This window comes from Aliiroseovarius halocynthiae, assembly GCF_007004645.1.
Taxonomy (GTDB): Bacteria; Pseudomonadota; Alphaproteobacteria; order Rhodobacterales; family Rhodobacteraceae; genus Aliiroseovarius; species Aliiroseovarius halocynthiae.
On sequence record NZ_ML660020.1, the window covers coordinates 1 to 18,275 of the forward strand.

Below are 18,275 nucleotides of genomic sequence, written 5' to 3' on the forward strand. Positions count from 1 at the left end.
TGGACCAGTCAGATGAGGCTGCTCAGGCGAGTCTTTCCACTTTGCCCGCCACTCATTTAATTCACCCCTCGATTTAGGGTTCTCCCAAAGTTTCGCCGGATCGTCAGCAAACTCATGAGCAAAGCGCAATGCCCATAACCGATAATCAGCTTTGGTTCGCTCACCTGTCGGCATTGCAGTGCTGTCGAGAAAATCATCCACCATCTGAGGGGGCATGTACTGGCTTGAAAACCGTGTTCGTACAGCATCCGCAAACGCAATCAAAAACTCAGGGTCTCGTGGATCTCGAAAAGTAGAAGTCCAGAAATTCGGACCACCGCGCCAAGCATAGAAGTAGTAGAGTGGGCCATTCTTGGTTATCTTTTTGACCCTGTGAACACCTTTGGGGAGACTAGGTGGCGGCAATTCTCGCCCTCCGCACTTCGACCAAGTCACATTCATCATCTACACCGGCTATCGCCGCACTCAACCCTTGCACCAAATCAAGTTTCATTCGAACCAATTTGGGGTCGTACCATCCTCTTCTACCAGGCACCGACAGAATTCCCATGTTGCGGCAGAATTCATAGAACGCTGCATTCGGCTCGCAATACCCTAAAGACCTAGCCAGCTCACGCGAAGAAATCAGACGTATTTCACTTAACATCTTGGTCCCCCGCTGGAGGCCGCGTCGCGCTCTCAAACATCGCCGCTCGCAGGCAAGCTACTATTTGGGAGCCCTATGATCGGATGTTCCTCTTTGCCTCAACCTCCAGCCAAGCTTTTACATCAACGGGCAAATTTACCTTGAACTGAACCTGCAACACAATCATCTCCGGACAAAATTTGTCCATTGTGTGCTCATGAAAGACGCTGATTTGCTACAATTCAAACTTATGCTGCCCGCACCGTTGAAGGCTCGTGTGGAAGAACAGGCGGCGCTGAACCGCCGGAGTCTATCGCAAGAAATTGTAACAGCGCTTGAGGAGAGATATCCACTTCCAAAACCCGAGAAAGTTTCGGACCCGGCAGCAAAAATTCTGTACTGGCTCGCCGCAAGAATCCGCAGACGGCAGCCGAAACTAGGTTCCCTACGCGACAAACAAGCTGCCCTCTATGAAGGAATTGCCGCCGATTTGGAAACGCGCATGGAAACTATTGAGGGAACAACAAAAATTGAAAAATAGGGAATGCGAGTCATTGATAACAACGTGACTCAACGAGGCAAAAAATGACCAACGGGCAACAATCTATTCAAACCGACATTCAAGCAATTGTGTCCGTCGCCATGAGGTCGCAGATGTCCTGTCCGGATCCGATCTCCCGCAGTTCGTTTCGGTCATCGAATATCCGACGACCAACGCGATCAAGGCCGTATTTAACAGTCCAGAGTACCTTGCGCTTAAACCAGTTCGGGAACAGGCCTTCAGTCGATACGAGGTTTGCGTGACTGCATAGGTCAGGACACCCAATACCGAAGTTACTTAACACATCGTACGAGTCCGCGCTGTTTGAAGCATTTACTGAAACTGAGGTGGCTATCTGCTGTAGGCGTTAGCGCGCCAAGCGGCTGGAGACCTACATCTCGGCAATCAGCCGTTGGCCTAATTTTTTCCGTCATTCTGTTCCCACCACGCATGCATCGCGCGGAACATATCGGTCAGGGCCATCGCCTTTGGCGTGGCTGAATACTCGACCCTTGGTGGCACCTCAGCATAGACCTTTCGATTGACGAGCCCGTCCTTCTCAAGCGCGCGCAGTTGATTCGTAAGCATGGTCTGAGTGACCCCATCGATCATGCGTTTGAGTTCGTTGAACCGTTTGGTTCCGCGGAAAATCAGGATCTGTAAAACGATCAACTTCCACTTTCCCCCAATCAATTTTGCGATATCCGGCATCGGGCAAAGCGGTTCATTTTCAGCCACTTGAGGCTGCTGTTCGTTTCGAGATCGGTCCAACGCCATCGGGTTTTTGCCCTCCAATAGTATCAAAAAGCGTACTACAGCAGAAAATTCTGCCTACTTGTGGAATGATACTGCATTCATATCTTTTCGCCAACCAGCCACATTGGAAGGACGGAACGATGACCCCAACACTCTACCACTTCAGCGGCGCACCGCGATCCTGGCGCGTTCTTCTGGCTTTCGCCTTTAAGGGGCTCAAGCTCGAACACCAGTTGTTGAGCTACGCAAATGGTGACCATCGCACAGAGACATTTTTGGAACTGAACCCGCGTGGGACTACGCCGGTCTTGACCATCGGGACGACCAAACTGCGTGACTCCATCGCCATTCTGGCGTGGCTAGATCACGCATATCCAGAAACGCCACTTTTTGGCGCGACCCCTGATGAGGCGGCCGAGATCTGGCAAATCGCGATGGAATGCACCGAGTTCCTACGCGAAGCCAGCCATGTGTTGCTGCTTCAGGCATTTGCATCCAATGGGAAGCCCCCGTCACAGGGCAGCCCCGAGCACGCAACCTTGCAAACAGGTGCCGAGCTTATGCATGCCGAGTGCCGCTACCTCGAAAAGCTTCTGTCGGACGGACGGCCGTTCTTGGCCGGTGACGCGCCGACAGCTGCTGATGCAATCGCATACCCGGAAATACGCCTTATGGAACGTGCTGTGACAACCAAGCACGAGCTGATGGCCGGCATCGGATTTGGCGATCCGCCCGCGCTTTATCCCCTCACCGCGGCTTGGAAAGCCCGGCTCAGCGCGATGCCGGAAGTGGCCGCAACACTGCCGGAACACTGGAACGTCGGACAAGAAGCCGCCTGATCACATGAACAAAGGAACCCTGATATGACCAATCCAACGATTGCCAGCCGCGCCGAATGGCTTGAGGCACGTAAAGCGCTGCTCGAACAAGAAAAGGCTCACACAAAGCAGAAGGACGCGCTGGCCGAGGCACGCCGCAACCTGCCCTGGGTCAAGATTGACAAAACCTATCGCTTTCAAACCACTGAAGGGGAAAAGACACTCGGTCAGCTGTTTGGCCCTCGCTCTCAACTGATCACCTATCATTTCATGTTCGGTCCGGAGTGGGAGAACCCCTGTAAAAGCTGTTCGTTCTGGGCAGATAGCTATAATGGGCTTTCCCCGCATCTGGGCGCGCGTGACGTCGCATTTGTCGCCGTTTCCTCCGCACCGCTTGAACGCCTGACAGCTTTCAAGGACCGCATGGGCTGGGACTTCGAATGGGTCTCGTCCTTCGGGTCGGACTTCAATTTCGACTATGACGTCGGCTTTGGCCCGGACCGACCAAAAGAGATGTCGCGGGCGTACAACTTCGGCACCATAGCGGACGCGCCCATCGACGAGATGCACGGCACCAGTGTATTCGCGAAAGGTGACGATGGCAGCGTCTTCCACACTTATTCAATGTACGGACGCGGTCTGGACACAACCAATGCGGCCTATTCCTATATTGACCTGACGCCAAAGGGGCGCAGCGAACCGGCCGAAGGCAATCCGATGGCATGGCTGGAATATCACGATGCCTACTGACGCAGGTATTGCGAAGCCCCAACGGGGCTTCGTCATTGCGGTCGCGATGACCGTGGCCAGCTGGATCTTTGTTCTGGCTGGCGCTGGTATGGGGATGAGCCCTTGGGGGATGTCAGTGCTGGTCATCCCCCGCCACGGGGGTGGCATGATGATGGCGGTAGATTGGACCGCGACCTATGCCGTGCACATGGTCGTCATGTGGTGGATCATGATGCTGGCCATGATGCTTCCGGGCGTTCTTCTGGCCATAAGACTTCGGTGGACGTCCGTCCAATGCTCACCGGAATTCTTGGGCGTCTACGCTACAGTTTGGTTTGGCTTCAGCGTGTTCGCAACAGGCTTGCAATATGCGTTTCAGAGCGCATCGTGGTTCGATGCGATGCGCATGTTGAGCGTGAACAACGCGCTTTCGGTCTGCTTGCTGGTGGTTGCCGCTCTGCCTCAGGGCCTGCTGCTGCTCCGGGCGCACCGCCGCACATCTGGGACACCTAACGAGCGCGCGCGATCCGCCTCAAACTATGCAGTCCGATGTCTGATCTACTCTGCCTCCATGATGCTGCTGATGTTTATCGGCGGGCTCATGAATCTTGTCTGGACGGCTGGGCTAAGCCTTTGGGCGGCAATACAGAAATCGCCGAACGGCACGATCATCGCGCCTGCGAGCGCTCTCATCATCTGCCTGCTGGTTGGTGCCAATATCTTTCTAAACTCAAAATACTGAAGGGAACCACAAAATGGGCATGCTGACATCCAAAGGTCAAACGCTCACCCGCCGCCTTGCCGTTACAAAGCTATTAACGCTGGGCATTGCCGGAGCATCTATAAGCGTATCGCAAGCAAATGCGCACCCGGCTGCGCCGTCCAGCCGAGACGACCAAAATGCCATCAACGAGCTGCTCATCGCCTATGCGACCGCACTTGACGAAGGGCGCATTGAAGATTGTGCGGAATTGTTCGCACAGGCGGAATTTACGATCGAGACCGTTGCAACAGTTCAAGGGGCGAAGGCGGTGATGGGTTTGTTTTCGGGGATTATCCTGTATGAAGACGGCACCCCCAGAACCAAACATGTTGTCACCAATACAGACATCATCATTGGCAAAGATACGCAAACAGCAACCGCTAAAAGCTATCTGACAGTGTTTCAACAGGCTGGCGGGGCTCCGCTGCAGCCGATTTTTTCCGGTGCGTATGACGATCAGTTCCAAAAGACCGATGGCATCTGGCATTTCAAAAAGCGAACGGTTTCAGGCCCTCTTTTTGGTGACATGAGCAAGCACCTTCGACATCCACCGAACTAACACATCAAAGCTAACCCGCAGAAAAGCGGATCAAACACATGCCGAGGGCCATTGGGCCCGTCAAGAGCGGTGACTTGGCAGTTATTCAATTACATGGATGTGGACTTCTGCGTTGCCCCCTGAAAAGAGGCATAGGAAAAGCGCGGCGCGGCGGAAACCTTCAACACCAATTAAGGTAGCCAATTTACCATTGGCATTTGGATCGACACGCCGATGGGTGCAAAGATCAGTGTGGACGGCAAAGGAGCGTGGCGCGGCAATTGCATGATTGAGCGACTTTGGCGGTCGATGGGGTATGAATGCGTTAATCAGAATGCTTTTGAGGCAGGTTCTGAATGCGGGCAGAGATTGGCAAATGGTTGGTCTAATACATCTCTGAACACCCACCCCACGATGAGGCCTATGCCAGCAAAACAGAACCGATGAGGTTGGCAAACTAGGTGAAACTCCGATCCATCTTAACGGGGCTGCAAACTGGTAGAAAAACGAAGGCAAGCGTAGGCTCAATCACGCCTCCAACTCTCCTGCGTGGAGGAGAGCAATTGACCGCTCTTGGGATCATTGACGAGTATATCAGGAAGATTTACATTCAGTTCAAGCGCCGCCTGCGGTTTATTTCAGCCAAATAGCCATCATTAACCAAGCCATCGAAGCGAACGATTTACCATGACGCAATATCGTGTTCTGCTGGCATATGTGCTGGTAGTTTCTGCTGTCGCCTTGCCCATTTTGGCAAACCCTTATCTGCCGTTGGTGGACCTGCCGAACCACATCGCCCGTCATTTTATCGTGGCAAACCCGCAATCTGCGGCAAGCCGCTACTTCGATTATCAGCTCGACTTGACGCCGAACTCTGCTGTCGACCTGTTGTGGAGCCTCACGCGGCATCCCTTAGATCCAGTCAGGTTTTCTCATTTTGCATTCTTGGTGTATGCTGCAAATCTGGTGGCGGCGTCTATGGTTTTGGCCCGTGCTGTCCACGGACGCTGGCTGGCCTGGCCAGCGGCAAGCGGGCTGCTTGTCTACAATGCGCCATTCTTCTGGGGATTCCAGAACTTCGTTTTTATGGTGCCTTTCGCGATCTACGGACTAGCCCTTTGGCTGCAAACAGAGCGGTATCCGAATTGGTTGCGCGTCGCTGTGTTTGTGCCCATCTGTGTGATACTGTTCTGGGGGCATCTGTTTGCCTTTGGACTTCTGGCCGTGGCAGTGGTCGGACGAGAATTGCAACGCGTGTTCGAGGCTGGCAAGGCATGGCCCAAGACGTTTTTGGCCAACATCTCACTGGCCATACCTTTCCTGATCCCAACAGCCCTACTGACATACGTACTCGCAACTGCGCCGGCCAACCCAGCCGCAGCACCTTCGGTTTTTGGCACATTCACAGATCGTCTCTATATGCTGATTTCACCGCTGGGTGAAGCTGCCGGGGCTGGCGCCACTTTGAAACCCGTTGGGGCGATCGTACTTGGCCTGTTGCTTCTACTGTTTTATTTCGGCAAGCGTAGTGCCGCACCGCATCTGCATGTTGCTCTTCGGATGAAGGGACCACTTATCGCCGTTCTATTGCTTTGCCTGTTGATCCCAGCATCAATCAATGGCGTGACATTGGTTCATATACGGTTTCCCTTTGTCTTGATGATCTTGTTTATCGCCGCAAGTCGCTGGCAGAATCTGCACCAGTCCACGGCGCGGGTGATCTCAGTCGCGATCGCTGCCGCTTTAATTTTACGAGGAGGGGAATTCTATGTGAATGCAGCCGACTACAGTCGGGATGTAAACACGCTGAAACAGGTTCTGAAGGTGGTTCCCGAAGGTTCACGCATTTTACCCATCCGCAGCCAAGGAAATGAGCGGGATACACGCTTTTGGCATATTCAAGCCTATGCAGTTCCCATGGCCGAAAGCTTCGTTCCAACTTTGTTTCAAGGTGTCCATTTTCTTCGGTTGAAACCAGAATGGACGGATTCTGCCCATCCAGCCGCTATGTCCATAGACCAACGTCGAATTCTCGACGCGAATGGAGGACTAATCGATCAAAATGCGGGTGGGGACGAGGATTTTTGGTTCGATTGGCAAGAAAAATTCACACATCTACTTCTGATAGATCCGCCATCCGAAGATTGGCCTGCTGCCAAGAACTTGCAACGGATCGACCAACATGGACGTTTCACACTGTTTGAGATCCTACCAGAATAGGCGTTGAACAGCACAATTTTCAACTTGCGCCCTTCGTCAGATTTGTTGAAACCAGCGGCGGGCTAATCGAAAGAGAGTTCGGCTCATCTGATTGTTTGAAAATGCAGTGCACTGGCTGTGATGCAAACATCGCGCTTCGAGTATATTTTCCTTCCCGTGGAATGGCTTTGCTCCAACCGAAGCAGGCGTCAACGACAGTAGCGAATGCTCGCCCTGTAGGGTAGCGTTCTCTTTGGCCAACCGACCGTAGCGCAGTTGGATGAATCTGCAGACACTCCAGACTAGTTCGATCTTTGACCCCAAGATTTTACAAAACTTTCGTGCTTGGGTCATCTGCGCTTTGTGTTGCCTCGCAATCATTCGGATGAATTTCATCTGGAGAGAGCTATGAAACTTAAATCAGTTGTTCTGGGCTTGGGCCTGGCGGCCGCATCCGCATTCGCGGTTACCGCCGAGACATGGAAGCTGGCCGTCACCGACGTTGAAGGCATGGAGCGCCTGCAACTTGAATGGGGTCCGTTCAAGGAATCGCTGGAAACAGCGACCGGCGAAACATTCGAATTTTTCGCCGTGAATTCGCGCACCGCCGCAGCAGAAGCCCTGCGCGCGAAGACGGTTGATTTTGTGGTCACCGGCCCGGCGGAATATGTTGTGATCAACAAGCTGACCAACGCCACACCTTTGATCGGACTTGGTCGCCCAGACTATCACTGTGCGATCGTGGTCCGTGCTGACAGCGGCATCAATGTGCCAGCAGACCTGAAAGGCAAGAAGGTTGCTTTCGGTGATATCGGCTCCACATCCAACATGTTGTGCCCAATGCAGGCCTTGGCAGATCACGGTGTTGATCCTGTGAACGACCTAGAGAAACTGCACACACACCGCAACATCGCGTTTGAAGCCCTGAAAGCGGGCGACATTGATGCGATGGGCATCAATGCTGGCAAATGGGTCGGCATTCGCAGCAAAGAAACCGAACTGCCCTATGGCGCATTCAAAATCATCGCGCGTTCGGGCGATCTGCCGAACGACATGATCATGGTCGGTGCGCATGTTCCCGCTTCAAAAGCGGACATGGTAAAAACGGCGATCCTTGAAAACAAAGTCGCTGTTATCGCGGGCATCACCGCACACGAAGAAAACGACAAATATGTCGGCATGGATTTGGTCGCGATCGAGGACAGCGCCTATGACTATGTGCGCTCGATGTATTCCAATGCGGGCTACCCGCAATTCGACAACTTCCTCGGTGAGTGATCTTCGGACAGACACACCGCCCCTGACTTTAGGGGCGGTTCAGACCGGGGCGCCAGCAAGCGCCCCGGTTTCGCATGGCTTGCCAGACCACGATGTCAGCGCCGAGGGGCTAACCAAATCATTTGGCAAGACACAGATTTTCTCGGACGTTAACTTTCGCCTGGTTCGCGGCGAAGCGGTTGCGCTGGTCGGTGCAAATGGCACGGGAAAGTCCACGCTTCTGCGCTGTATCTTGGGGCTGATCCCAATTGATGGCGGCACAGTGGAACTGCTGGGCCAAGATGTGAGCGCCGCAAAGGCATCGCAAATGCGTCAACTGCGGTCAAAGACGGGGCTGGTGGCGCAGAAACACAACCTGGTGCCGCGGCTGACTGTTTTGTCCAATGTCTTGCACGGCCTGCTGGGCCAACAGAGCGGCCCGCGATACTGGTCACAAAGCTTCGCACCGCAAGCAGCCCGAGATGCCGCCTTGGCTGCATTGGACAAAGTGGGGCTTGCGCATTTGGCGGGTCGCCGTGCTGATCGATTGTCGGGCGGCCAGTCCCAACGCGTGGCCATTGCCCGCGCTTTGATCGCGCAACCAAAGCTATTGATTGCAGACGAACCCTGCGCCTCGCTTGACCCGTCCGCCGGTGAAGAAATCATGTCCATGTTCTTTGACCTTGTACGCAGCGAAGGCGTCACCGTGGTCTTCACGTCCCATCATATCGAGCACGCTTTGACCTATGGCGATCGCGTTCTGGGCTTGGCCGAAGGCAAGCTTAAACTCGACGCGACAGCGAACTCACTGGCGCCCAGCGACCTAAGAGGTCTTTATGACTGATACATCCCTTCCCGCCCGGTTCGAGCGCCCATCGGCGCTTTCCTTTCTGGGCTATGCGGCCGGCATTCTGATCTTTTTCTGGGCTTTGAACGGCGCGGGATTCTCGCTGGAAAAAGTCCTGTCCTCTCCACCGCGTTTTGCGGATTTTGCGGCCCGTGCCTTCCCCCCCAACCTTGACCCCAAAGTGCTGGAGCGGTTGGGCTGGAAAATGGTGGAAACCCTACAAATCGCCTTCGCAGGTGCTGCGATCGGAGTCATCTTGTCGCTGCCCGTGGCCCTGCTGGCAACCCGCGGGCTGATTTTCGGCAGCGTTATCACAACCACAACACGCACGGTTCTAAGCTTCATCCGCGCGGTGCCCGACATTGCATGGGCATTGGTTTTCGTTGTCGCCGTTGGCCTTGGGCCATTTGCAGGTGTCTTGGCCATCACGATTGACACGATTGGATTTTGCGGCCGTTTCTTTGCCGATGACATGGAAGCCGTCGACAAGGGTCCGGCCGAGGGGCTGACCGCGACAGGCGCCCGCCGCCTTGACATTGCGGCCTGCGCCACCCTGCCCGCCTCGGCACCCGCCTTCGTATCCACATCGCTTTACGCCTTCGAAAAAGCAGTGCGGTCGTCCACGATCCTTGGACTGGTTGGCGCAGGCGGCATTGGGATCGAGCTGAAAGTCGGCTTCGACCTGTTTGACTATCCCACCGCCATGACTGTCATTCTTATGATTGCAGTCGTGGTTATTCTAATCGAAGCGTTCAGCACTTGGGCGCGCAAATCCATCATTGGTGAACAGCGATGAAAACAGATACCGCAGATCAGCATTGGAACGACCAATGGGCTGGAATTCAACAAGGCAGCAAATGGCTGACCCCGGAAGAGGACGTAAAACGGTGGGCGGCGGGGCTGGAACCCGGCGCACGCATTCTTGATCTTGGGGCCGGGGTAGGCCGTCATGCGCTTGCGCTGGCCGCAAACGGCTTTAACGTCACCGCATTGGACGCCGCGAAAGATGGCATTGCAGCGATTGATGCGGCGGATATGGGCGTGACCACCACGCTGGGCCGCATGGATGAATTGCCCTTTGGCGATCAAAGCTTTGATCATGTTCTAAGCTGGAATGTGATCTATCACGGCGACGAAAACATCTTGCTTAATACAATCGCCGAAATTCGCCGCGTCCTAAGACCAGGCGGCACCTATTTGGGTACGATGCTGTCGAAGCGTCGCCTTCCATACGAACGTGACAAATATGAAGGCCGCGAGATCAGCCGTAACGCGTGGGTCTTTGACGCACCGGGAACGGACAAGACCCACCCACATTACTTCTGCAACGCGGCCGAATTGCTTGCGCTATTCTCGGGCTTTGAAACACGCTGGCTGGAAGATCGCGAACACGAGAAACCCGGTTCCTACCATTGGCACCTGATCATGGAACGACTGTAAGACTATGACGATTTTTACTTTTGAAGGTGGCTCGGTCTATCTGCCGGGCCACATCGCCAAGACCAACGTCACGGTGGAAGACGGACACATCGTTGACATCGGCGGCACCGCCCAAGGCGACATCATCGACGCGCGCGGCAAGATCATTGCCCCTGCCCTGATTGATGTCCACGGCGACGCGTTTGAGCGACAGCTGATGCCACGCCCGGGCGTCTTCTTTCCCACGGATGCTGCCGTGATTGATACGGATCGGCAACTGGCCGCCAACGGGATCGCCACCGCATATCACGCCATCACGCTGGGCTGGGAACCGGGCCTGCGCGATGTATCGCGCGGCAAAGAACTGATGGTCGCACTGCAGACGCTTGCCCCACGCTTGCTGGTTGAAAATCGTGTGCAGCTCAGGTGGGAGACCTTCGCCTTCGAGGCGTTGGACGTCATCACCTGGGCGCTTAAATCCCCGCTGACACCATCCATCGCATTTAATGACCATACATCGATGACCATGCGTGCTTATGACGTGCCTATTCAGGATCGCGCGTTCGAGCTGTCCCCGGATTTCTCGATCGCATCTTTGGATGATGAGCGGATGAAATCGCGCACCGCATCCAAAGCCAAACGCGCCGGGCTGGGCGAAGATGACTACATCGCCTTGTTGGGGAAGGTCTGGGACCGTCGAAGTGATGTGCCTTCGATGATCGCAGATGTCGCCGAACTAGGGCGTCTGGCTGGTGCTCCGATGCTGTCGCATGACGACACACGCGCAGAAACCCGAAGCTATTTCCGCGATCTAGGCGCAAATGTCGCTGAGTTTCCGATGGTCATTGAAGCGGCCAAGGCGGCGCGAATGGCGGGTGATCCGATCATCTTCGGCTCTCCTAACGCGGCACGCGGAGGCAGCCATATCGGGTCTCTTGGGGCCGGAGACATGGTCGAAGCCGGGCTTTGTGATGCGCTGGCGTCCGACTATTTCTATCCAGCGATGCTGTCCGCTGTGGCCCGTCTTGATGCCGAAAAACGCGCAGATCGCAGCGCCTTGTGGAGCCTCGTGTCATCCGGCCCGGCCAAAGCCATGAAGCTTGATGATCGCGGCGATATCGAGGTCGGAAAACGGGCGGATCTTGTCATGGTGGATTGGCCAGAAGGCCAAGCCCCCTCGGTTCTGGGGACATGGGTTGCAGGTCGCTGCGCATACCGGGGTCATCCTACCGGATGATCAACTTGCACCGCGACTACCTGCCCGCAATCGCGTTGGGAATCACCCAGATCATGGGCTATGGCACGCTTATGTACGCCTATGCGGTGCTTTTGCCGCATATGGCAGACGATTTGGGGCTATCTTTGTCATCAGCCTTCGGCATCCTGTCCTTGGGCTTGTTTTTCGGCGGGGCCGTCGCACCCGTATCCGGCGCATTGGTCGATCGCTTTGGCGGAAGATGGGTGATGACAACCGGGTCGGCCCTTGCGGGTATCTCGGTGATGTCACTTGGTTTTGTGCAGAACACATATGGCCTGTTTGCCGCCATACTGTGCGCTGAAGCAGCTGGCATGATGGTGCTGTACAACGTTGCCTTCGCAAGCGTTGCACGGCTGGACCTTCGCGTTCCCACGAAGAAATCCATATCCGTCATCACCCTGTTTGGCGGCGTTGCCTCGACCATTTTCTGGCCGATAACGCTTTGGCTTTACAATTGGCAGGGCTGGCAGGCCACGTGGTTCATTCTTGGGATGGCATACGTGCTGGTCTGCGTTCCCTTGCACTTCTTCACCCTCGCGCGTCCAATGACAGACGCGGGGACGACCAATCAGGCAGAGCTGGCGGATTGGCCCGAGCTGACGGGCCAAGACCGCAAACGTGGAATGATATGGATGCTCGTGTCCTTCATCTTTTCAGGCTATCTGATGGGCGCGGTCATGACCCTGTGGGTAACAAACGTGCAAGATCTTGGCCACACGGCCGCCATGGCCGCCTTCGCGGGGGCCGTCATTGGCCCGTTCAAGACAGTCGGCCGTTTTTTCGAGATGCTGGTCAGCCGCAATATGTATCCGCTTGTGACCTACGGCCTTAGCCTTGCACTTGTGAGCGCAGGGTTCGTCACCATACTGACCGTTGGTTTCACGTTGCCCGGACTGTTCATCGCGGCAGCATTATACGGCATGGGCGACGGTATCAAAACCATCGCACGTGGCACGCTGCCGCTCGCTCTGTTTGGTGCTAAAGGCTATGGTGCGCGACTGGGGTGGATCTCGGTCGTCACAATGGGTTTGAACGCCTCGGCCCCATTTGTATTTGCGTGGACGACCCAGACCTTCGGGGGCTGGTGGTCGTTTGCAGCGATGGCCGCTTGCATCGCCGTTGCCGTCGCAACCTTCCTTTTGATCCCCGACCCAAGACAACCCAATCGGACATTATCCCATGCTTCCACTTAAAATTGGCGCCTGCCTGAAATCCTCGGAAATTGCAGATCACTACGATTGGCTGTTCGACGATGAACGCGATATCGAGCTACAGGATTTCGGCAGCTATGCCGCGCTAAATCACGAGTTTGCAGACCGCATCGCAACCGCCACATCGGCATTGAATGGCTTCAACGGCCGCCTAGGGATTCACGGACCCTATGAGGGGTTGGATATGGACAACAAGGATCCAGAACTCCGCCCGATCATCACCGCGCGCTTCCTGAAGGCGCTTGAGGCAGCCGACCGCATCGGGGCACGTCAAATGGTCCTGCATTCGCCCTACACCCGCTGGTATCAATGGAACCGTCTTGCCAAGCCAAACTACTGGGAAACAAAGTTGGCCCGTGTTCACGATGTCATGACCCCTGTTGTGAAGACTGCCGAGGATTATGGCATCACCCTGGCGATTGAAAACATTCTGGACGTCGCCCCGGAAAACCGCCGCGCCATGGTGGATAGCTTCGGGTCTGACGCAATCGCGCTGTCCATCGACACCGGTCACGCCCATCTTGCACGCCGCATGTCAGGTGCGCCGCCCGTAGACTTTTTCGTGCGCGATGCAGGCGATCAACTGCGCCATGTGCATGTGCAAGATCTGGATGGCCATGCAGACCGCCACTGGGCGCCCGGAGAAGGTGAAATTCACTGGCCCGAGGTGTTCCGGGCACTTGGCGACTGCACCTCTCAACCGCATCTGGTGCTGGAACTGCGTCGCAAGACGGACATTCCCAAAGGGTTCGAGTATCTCAAGTCGCTTGGGCTTGTCTGCTAGATCCTACGGATCAAGAGCCGGGCGTGTCTTGGTCAGCAGCCCGGCAATCCACGCAAGAAGGCTGCCGGCGATGGACAAAAGCAAGATCACGCGGAACAGGTGGTGGGTCGCAATAAAGGCAACATCCGCCCCCATGGAAAGCGAGACCAAGCTCATTTCGGTCAAGCCGCCAGGCGCATAGGCAAGCAAGATCTGCTCGGGTGTTTGTTGCAAAACACCATGCAATGCCTGCGCCAGGCCAATTGCGATGGCCAGCATCATGACGGTCGCAACGGCACTTAACCCGAAGGCTTTAAGAACAAATCGCGGGGCGACTCCGACAAATCGGCCTCCGACGATGGATCCCAGCAACACCTGAGCACAAATAATAAGCCAAACCGGTGGGCTGCCGGTGGTCCAGCCCAACATATGAACGGCAGCGCTAAGCACCATTGGACCAAGAAAGGTAGGCGCCGGAAGGGACAGGCCCAGGCCCGCGATACTGCCGATCACGCCACAGGCAAACAATATCGCCAAATCCGTCAGTGTGCTGTGTCCTTTGCCCAACGGGGCGACCCCGGAAACATCATGCCCCAACACCACGCGGAACCAAAATGCAATCATCGCAATCACAAGAACGATCCGGGCCGCATGTATCAATACGATGGTGCGTTCGTCCCCGCCATAGCGCTTGCCGATCTCCATCATCTCGACCACGCCGCCCGGCATGGCTGAGAAAAGCGCCGTCACCGGGCGCATTTGGCCAGCTTTCACATAGAAAAGCCCGACAACAGACGCCTGAAGCGCCACGCAAATCGACAGAAACATCAAAGAGAGCGACCATTGCGGGATATGGTCAAAAGTCTGGGTCGTGAAGCCAGATCCCAGCATCACACCGATTACGGCAACGGTATAAGGGCGAAGCTTTTCAGGGGCTTGAACAGGCACCTTCAGCATGGCGGCGACAAGCGTAAAAGCCATGGCACCCAGCATCCAGGGCAGTGGCAGGTTCAACACCGCAAAAACGGCACCTCCGACTGCGGCCAGCAGGCAGGTCAAAGCCTGACTTTTCGGAACCATCCGAATACTTTTACCTACAATCGACACACCGCCCCTTCTTCGCAGAATTCACCCTATCGATACTTCTCGATGAATTCATCAATGCCGAGCGCCCGGATATCCGGCAATGCCGCTTTGTAAACGTCACGGTCCCAATCCCAAACGGCAATCGCCTGTAAGGCTTCGGCTTGCTGATCCGAGAACCTTGGCTTGATCGGTTTGGCGGGCACCCCGCCAACAACCGTATACGGATCGACATCTTTGGTGACAACAGCCCCTGCCCCGATGACAGCGCCATTGCCAATGGTTACGCCCGCGGTGACCGTGACGCCGTGGCCGATCCACACGTCATGGCCAATCGTAACCCAGTTCTCTTTACGCCATTCAAAGAAGTCATGATCGTCCTCGCCCAACCCGTAAGCCTCGGCGCGATACACCGAATGGTGCTGTAGCGCGCGCCATGTCGGATGATTGCCCGGATTGATCCGGGTGGAATTTGCGATCGAGCAGAATTTGCCAATCGTGGTCCAAACCACATGGCAGTTTTGCGTGATGTAGGAATAATCCCCCATCTGCGCGGCCTTCATCGTCGTGCCTTTGCCCACCTCGGTCCAAGCACCCAATTCGCAATCTGTGACCGTCGCCTCGGGGTGAATGGTCGGCGTTTCCGAAAGACGGTTTTTCGATCCTGCACCGCTCATTTCGCGCCATCCCATTTGCCGATGATACGCTGGCGTATCAGTCCGGACAGATAGTCGATCGCATAGACCATGGCGATGATCAGGAAGATGATCGACCATGCCTCTTCCCATTTATAGGCCGAGATCCGGTCCGACAGCAGAAACCCGATACCGCCTGCGCCAACAATCCCAAGAATTGTGCCCGACCGCACGTTGCTTTCAAAGTTGTACAACAGGATCGACAGGATCACCGGGTTCACCTGCGGCGCAATTCCGAAACGGATTTGCTGCAAACGCGATCCCCCAGATGCCTTCACACCTTCAACCGGCTTATTGGATGTGTTTTCAATCGCTTCCGAAAAGAGCTTCGCGAACGTCCCAATCTCGGAGACGGCGATTGCCAGAATGCCAGGCAGCGGGCCAAGTCCAAATGCGCGAATAAAGATCAGCGCAAGGATCAGCGTCTCAAACGCGCGGATGACATCATAGCCACGGCGCGCGGATTGGCGCAAGAAGGTGAAGCGGTTGATATTCTTTGCCCCCAGCAGGGATACCGGAAAAGCGAAGATTGCGCCCAGCAAGGTCCCCATAAAGGCGATCGCCAGTGTTTCACCCAACCCATTCAGAACTTCAGAAAAGTCGGCCCAATTGTCCCATACATGCGGCGGAAACATAAAGCTTAGGACATTGCCCAAACGCCCCATGCCTTCCCAAATACGCATGGGGCTGAAGTCAAACGCCCATAGGCAATAGCAAAACAGTCCAATGAACCCGATCCAAAGCGCAGCGCGGCGCATGCGCACGGTCAGCGGGGCTTGGAATGCCAAAGGCACACGCGCTTTGGCTGCGTTAATGTCGGTGTGGCTCAGGCTCATGTCCGGTCCTCCAGACCAATCACGCGGTGGCGTAGTTTTTCCGAACCGTAGTCGATGATCGCAACGGTGATGAAGATGATCACAAACAAGGCGGACAAGTCTGTGTATTCTTGGAAAGACATTGCTGTGCGGAACTCTTGCCCAAGCCCACCGGCCCCGACATATCCGATGATCGAGCTGGCGCGCACGTTGATCTCGAACCGCAGCAATGTGTAGCTAAGGATGTTAGGCAACACCTGCGGCACCGCACCATATCGGATCTGATCGAACCAACTGCCGCCTGCGGCTTTCACACCCTCTAGGGGGCGCATGTCGATGTTTTCGTTCACTTCCGAATATAGTTTGCCCAACGCCCCGGTCGCATGAAGGCCAATCGCCAGAACACCCGCCAGTGGACCAACCGAAAAACAGAAGACGAAGATGAGCGCCCAAACAAGTTCCGGGACGGTCCGCGCGATTTCCAGATACCGGCGTGTTACCCACAACACCCATTTGTTGGGTGCCAGATTGCGAGACGCCGGGAAAGACAGCAAGAAGCCACCGACAACGCCGAAAACCGTTGCCATGAAGGCGATCAGGACGGTCTCAAGCAAGAGGTTCATCCAGATCTTCCAGCGCCAGAACCAATTGGTCAGATCCGCGCCCAGACTATCCCACCGCAAGACGGGAATGGTCTGTTCGATATATTCCCCCAATCGCGGGATGCCTGCCGGGATGATCCAGCGCCATTCGCGCGATCCATCTGGCATGCTGACCTGCGTGATTTTGAAGAAATCTCCTAGCCAGCTGGTCAGCGCGAATATGACAAGGAAAAGAACTGTACCAATCGCCCAAGCCCGTTGGCTGCGACGGCGTTGAGCCGCGAAATCGCGCTCAAACTCAGAAATCGTTTCGGATGGCTGCGCGTTCGCGCCCGCCAGTTCTGCGGTCATGGTCATTTGGCAATGTTCCGAATTAAGAAAAGAGGGCCAAACTGGCCCTCTTTAGTCCGATCAGCTTAGCTGGACGACTTGCGACGCTCGGCTTTGATCCAAGCACGCATGTCTACGATCCACTGATAGCGATCTGCATCGACACGCTCGAAGCCAACTTTGGGGTTTTTGTCTTCTGGATCGAATGACGAATAGGCCTTGAAACCTTCGACGTCTTCAACCGCGAATTCTTCAATCGCGACTGTGACATCTTCGATCATATCCGCTGGCAGGTTCTTGCGGAAAGTCCAAGGGCCAGTTGTGATCTCGGGGCTCTGCCAGATTTTGCAGATTTGACCCGCGTCGATCATGCCTTTGGCTTCCATACGCTGATAGATGCCGTTCACGTCGTTGTTTTGGTATGTCGACGCCGTGTCAAACGTACCATTGTACACGCCCTGAACGTCAGCTTCATGGCTGCCGCCAAAGGTCACCGTGCCGAAATGCTCTTCAGGTTTGAAACCCTCTTTATTGACCATATTCCAGTACGGAACCGCATAGCCGGAAGTGGAGTCGGGGTCAGCGAAAGCGTGGACTTTGCCCTTCGCATCTTCCAGCGATTTGATGCCAGAGTCGCAGCGGGTCACGACGATGGAGTAGTACCCGGTGGTGCCGTCTTGCTTGATGTCGGTCAGAGTTGGGACAACGCCGCCATTGGTCGCGGTGTACGCAGCCGCATAGGAGGACGATCCCAGACGTGCGATTTCGATTTGATCCGCGGCCAGTGCCTGAATCACACCGTCATAGTTGCCGGCGGTGAAGATCTCGACTTCAATGCCCAGCTTCTTCTCCAGGTATTTTTCCAGCGGAGTGTAACGGGCGATGCGGTCTTTTTCGTTCTCGCCGGACAGAACGCCGAACTTCAGAACTTTGTAATCGTCTTTCCAGCCTTCAGCCATTGCTGGAGCTGCGATCAGAGCCGCGAGTGCGGCAGCCGTGATGAAACGCATTTGGATATCTCCCTGT

General features: G+C 55.3%; 20 protein-coding genes and 1 pseudogene. 14 read left to right on the plus strand and 7 right to left on the minus strand.

Features of this window, described 5'->3' with window-relative positions; genetic code table 11:
- Nucleotides 1–216, minus strand: a pseudogene (locus FIL88_RS16835) (tyrosine-type recombinase/integrase); the annotation flags it as partial.
- Nucleotides 217–842: 626 nt separating this feature from the next.
- On the opposite strand from FIL88_RS16835, the gene FIL88_RS08945 reads away from it, so the two are divergent.
- Both FIL88_RS08945 and FIL88_RS17120 read left to right on the plus strand, forming a co-directional pair.
- Nucleotides 843–1,166: a hypothetical protein gene (locus FIL88_RS08945; protein ID WP_142853515.1), complete on the plus strand. Its 324-nt coding sequence runs from the start codon at nt 843–845 to the stop codon at nt 1,164–1,166.
- 61 nt (nt 1,167–1,227) lie between these two features.
- Complete coding sequence (locus tag FIL88_RS17120) at nt 1,228–1,437, plus strand: DUF1330 domain-containing protein (protein ID WP_142853810.1); 210 nt, start codon at nt 1,228–1,230, stop codon at nt 1,435–1,437.
- Nucleotides 1,438–1,583: 146 nt separating this feature from the next.
- On the opposite strand, the gene FIL88_RS08955 is transcribed toward FIL88_RS17120, so the two are convergent.
- Entirely contained in the window at nt 1,584–1,877 is a 294-nt protein-coding gene (locus FIL88_RS08955) for a winged helix-turn-helix transcriptional regulator (protein ID WP_185960894.1), read from the minus strand.
- Nucleotides 1,878–2,062: 185 nt separating this feature from the next.
- Here FIL88_RS08955 and FIL88_RS08960 point away from each other — a divergent pair, with 185 nt between their 5' ends.
- The 12 genes from FIL88_RS08960 (at nt 2,063) to FIL88_RS09015 (ending at nt 13,745) form a co-directional block, all read left to right on the plus strand.
- Complete coding sequence (locus tag FIL88_RS08960) at nt 2,063–2,761, plus strand: glutathione S-transferase family protein (RefSeq protein ID WP_142853517.1); 699 nt, start codon at nt 2,063–2,065, stop codon at nt 2,759–2,761.
- Between the two features lie 24 nt (nt 2,762–2,785).
- Nucleotides 2,786–3,490, plus strand: coding sequence for a DUF899 domain-containing protein (locus tag FIL88_RS08965; protein WP_142853518.1), 705 nt, complete (start codon nt 2,786–2,788; stop codon nt 3,488–3,490).
- Nucleotides 3,480–4,211 (plus strand): copper chaperone, encoded by a 732-nt coding sequence (locus tag FIL88_RS08970; RefSeq protein WP_142853519.1) that lies wholly within the window; start codon nt 3,480–3,482, stop codon nt 4,209–4,211. The genes FIL88_RS08965 and FIL88_RS08970 overlap by 11 nt, the downstream gene beginning before the upstream one ends.
- A 13-nt stretch (nt 4,212–4,224) precedes the next feature.
- Nucleotides 4,225–4,791, plus strand: coding sequence for a nuclear transport factor 2 family protein (locus FIL88_RS08975; protein WP_142853520.1), 567 nt, complete (start codon nt 4,225–4,227; stop codon nt 4,789–4,791).
- Between the two features lie 666 nt (nt 4,792–5,457).
- On the plus strand, nt 5,458–6,990 hold the full coding sequence (locus tag FIL88_RS08980) for a hypothetical protein (protein WP_142853521.1): 1,533 nt from the start codon (nt 5,458–5,460) through the stop codon (nt 6,988–6,990).
- 387 nt (nt 6,991–7,377) lie between these two features.
- Entirely contained in the window at nt 7,378–8,247 is an 870-nt protein-coding gene (locus FIL88_RS08985) for a phosphate/phosphite/phosphonate ABC transporter substrate-binding protein (protein ID WP_142853522.1), read from the plus strand.
- On the plus strand, nt 8,240–9,070 hold the full coding sequence (locus FIL88_RS08990; protein WP_246066672.1) for a phosphonate ABC transporter ATP-binding protein: 831 nt from the start codon (nt 8,240–8,242) through the stop codon (nt 9,068–9,070). Before FIL88_RS08985 ends, FIL88_RS08990 begins: the two co-directional genes overlap by 8 nt.
- Complete coding sequence (phnE, locus tag FIL88_RS08995) at nt 9,063–9,869, plus strand: phosphonate ABC transporter, permease protein PhnE (protein ID WP_142853524.1); 807 nt, start codon at nt 9,063–9,065, stop codon at nt 9,867–9,869. The genes FIL88_RS08990 and phnE (FIL88_RS08995) overlap by 8 nt, the downstream gene beginning before the upstream one ends.
- The gene (locus FIL88_RS09000) at nt 9,866–10,513 is read left to right on the plus strand and encodes a class I SAM-dependent methyltransferase (protein WP_142853525.1); all 648 of its coding nucleotides are present in this window, start codon (nt 9,866–9,868) and stop codon (nt 10,511–10,513) included. The genes phnE (FIL88_RS08995) and FIL88_RS09000 overlap by 4 nt, the downstream gene beginning before the upstream one ends.
- Nucleotides 10,514–10,517: 4 nt before the next feature.
- Complete coding sequence (locus FIL88_RS09005) at nt 10,518–11,729, plus strand: alpha-D-ribose 1-methylphosphonate 5-triphosphate diphosphatase (protein WP_142853526.1); 1,212 nt, start codon at nt 10,518–10,520, stop codon at nt 11,727–11,729.
- Complete coding sequence (locus FIL88_RS09010) at nt 11,684–12,943, plus strand: MFS transporter (RefSeq protein WP_142853527.1); 1,260 nt, start codon at nt 11,684–11,686, stop codon at nt 12,941–12,943. The genes FIL88_RS09005 and FIL88_RS09010 overlap by 46 nt, the downstream gene beginning before the upstream one ends.
- Nucleotides 12,930–13,745, plus strand: a complete 816-nt coding sequence (locus FIL88_RS09015) for a sugar phosphate isomerase/epimerase family protein (RefSeq protein ID WP_142853528.1) — start codon at nt 12,930–12,932, stop codon at nt 13,743–13,745. Before FIL88_RS09010 ends, FIL88_RS09015 begins: the two co-directional genes overlap by 14 nt.
- A 3-nt stretch (nt 13,746–13,748) precedes the next feature.
- Here the strand turns inward: FIL88_RS09015 and FIL88_RS09020 are convergent, their stop codons facing one another.
- Genes FIL88_RS09020 through phnD form a run of 5 tightly spaced genes read right to left on the minus strand, consistent with a single transcriptional unit; the run spans nt 13,749 to nt 18,259 of the window.
- Nucleotides 13,749–14,831 (minus strand): AbrB family transcriptional regulator, encoded by a 1,083-nt coding sequence (locus FIL88_RS09020; RefSeq protein ID WP_142853529.1) that lies wholly within the window; start codon nt 14,829–14,831, stop codon nt 13,749–13,751.
- Between the two features lie 26 nt (nt 14,832–14,857).
- Nucleotides 14,858–15,484, minus strand: a complete 627-nt coding sequence (locus tag FIL88_RS09025; protein WP_142853530.1) for a DapH/DapD/GlmU-related protein — start codon at nt 15,482–15,484, stop codon at nt 14,858–14,860.
- Nucleotides 15,481–16,338, minus strand: a complete 858-nt coding sequence (gene phnE, locus FIL88_RS09030; RefSeq protein ID WP_142853531.1) for a phosphonate ABC transporter, permease protein PhnE — start codon at nt 16,336–16,338, stop codon at nt 15,481–15,483. Before phnE (FIL88_RS09030) ends, FIL88_RS09025 begins: the two co-directional genes overlap by 4 nt.
- A complete protein-coding gene (gene phnE, locus FIL88_RS09035) occupies nt 16,335–17,276 on the minus strand; it encodes a phosphonate ABC transporter, permease protein PhnE (RefSeq protein ID WP_142853532.1) in 942 nt (313 codons plus the stop codon). The genes phnE (FIL88_RS09030) and phnE (FIL88_RS09035) overlap by 4 nt, the downstream gene beginning before the upstream one ends.
- Before the next feature lie 59 nt (nt 17,277–17,335).
- Entirely contained in the window at nt 17,336–18,259 is a 924-nt protein-coding gene (gene phnD / locus FIL88_RS09040) for a phosphonate ABC transporter substrate-binding protein (protein ID WP_142853533.1), read from the minus strand.
- Nucleotides 18,260–18,275 lie beyond the last annotated feature (16 nt).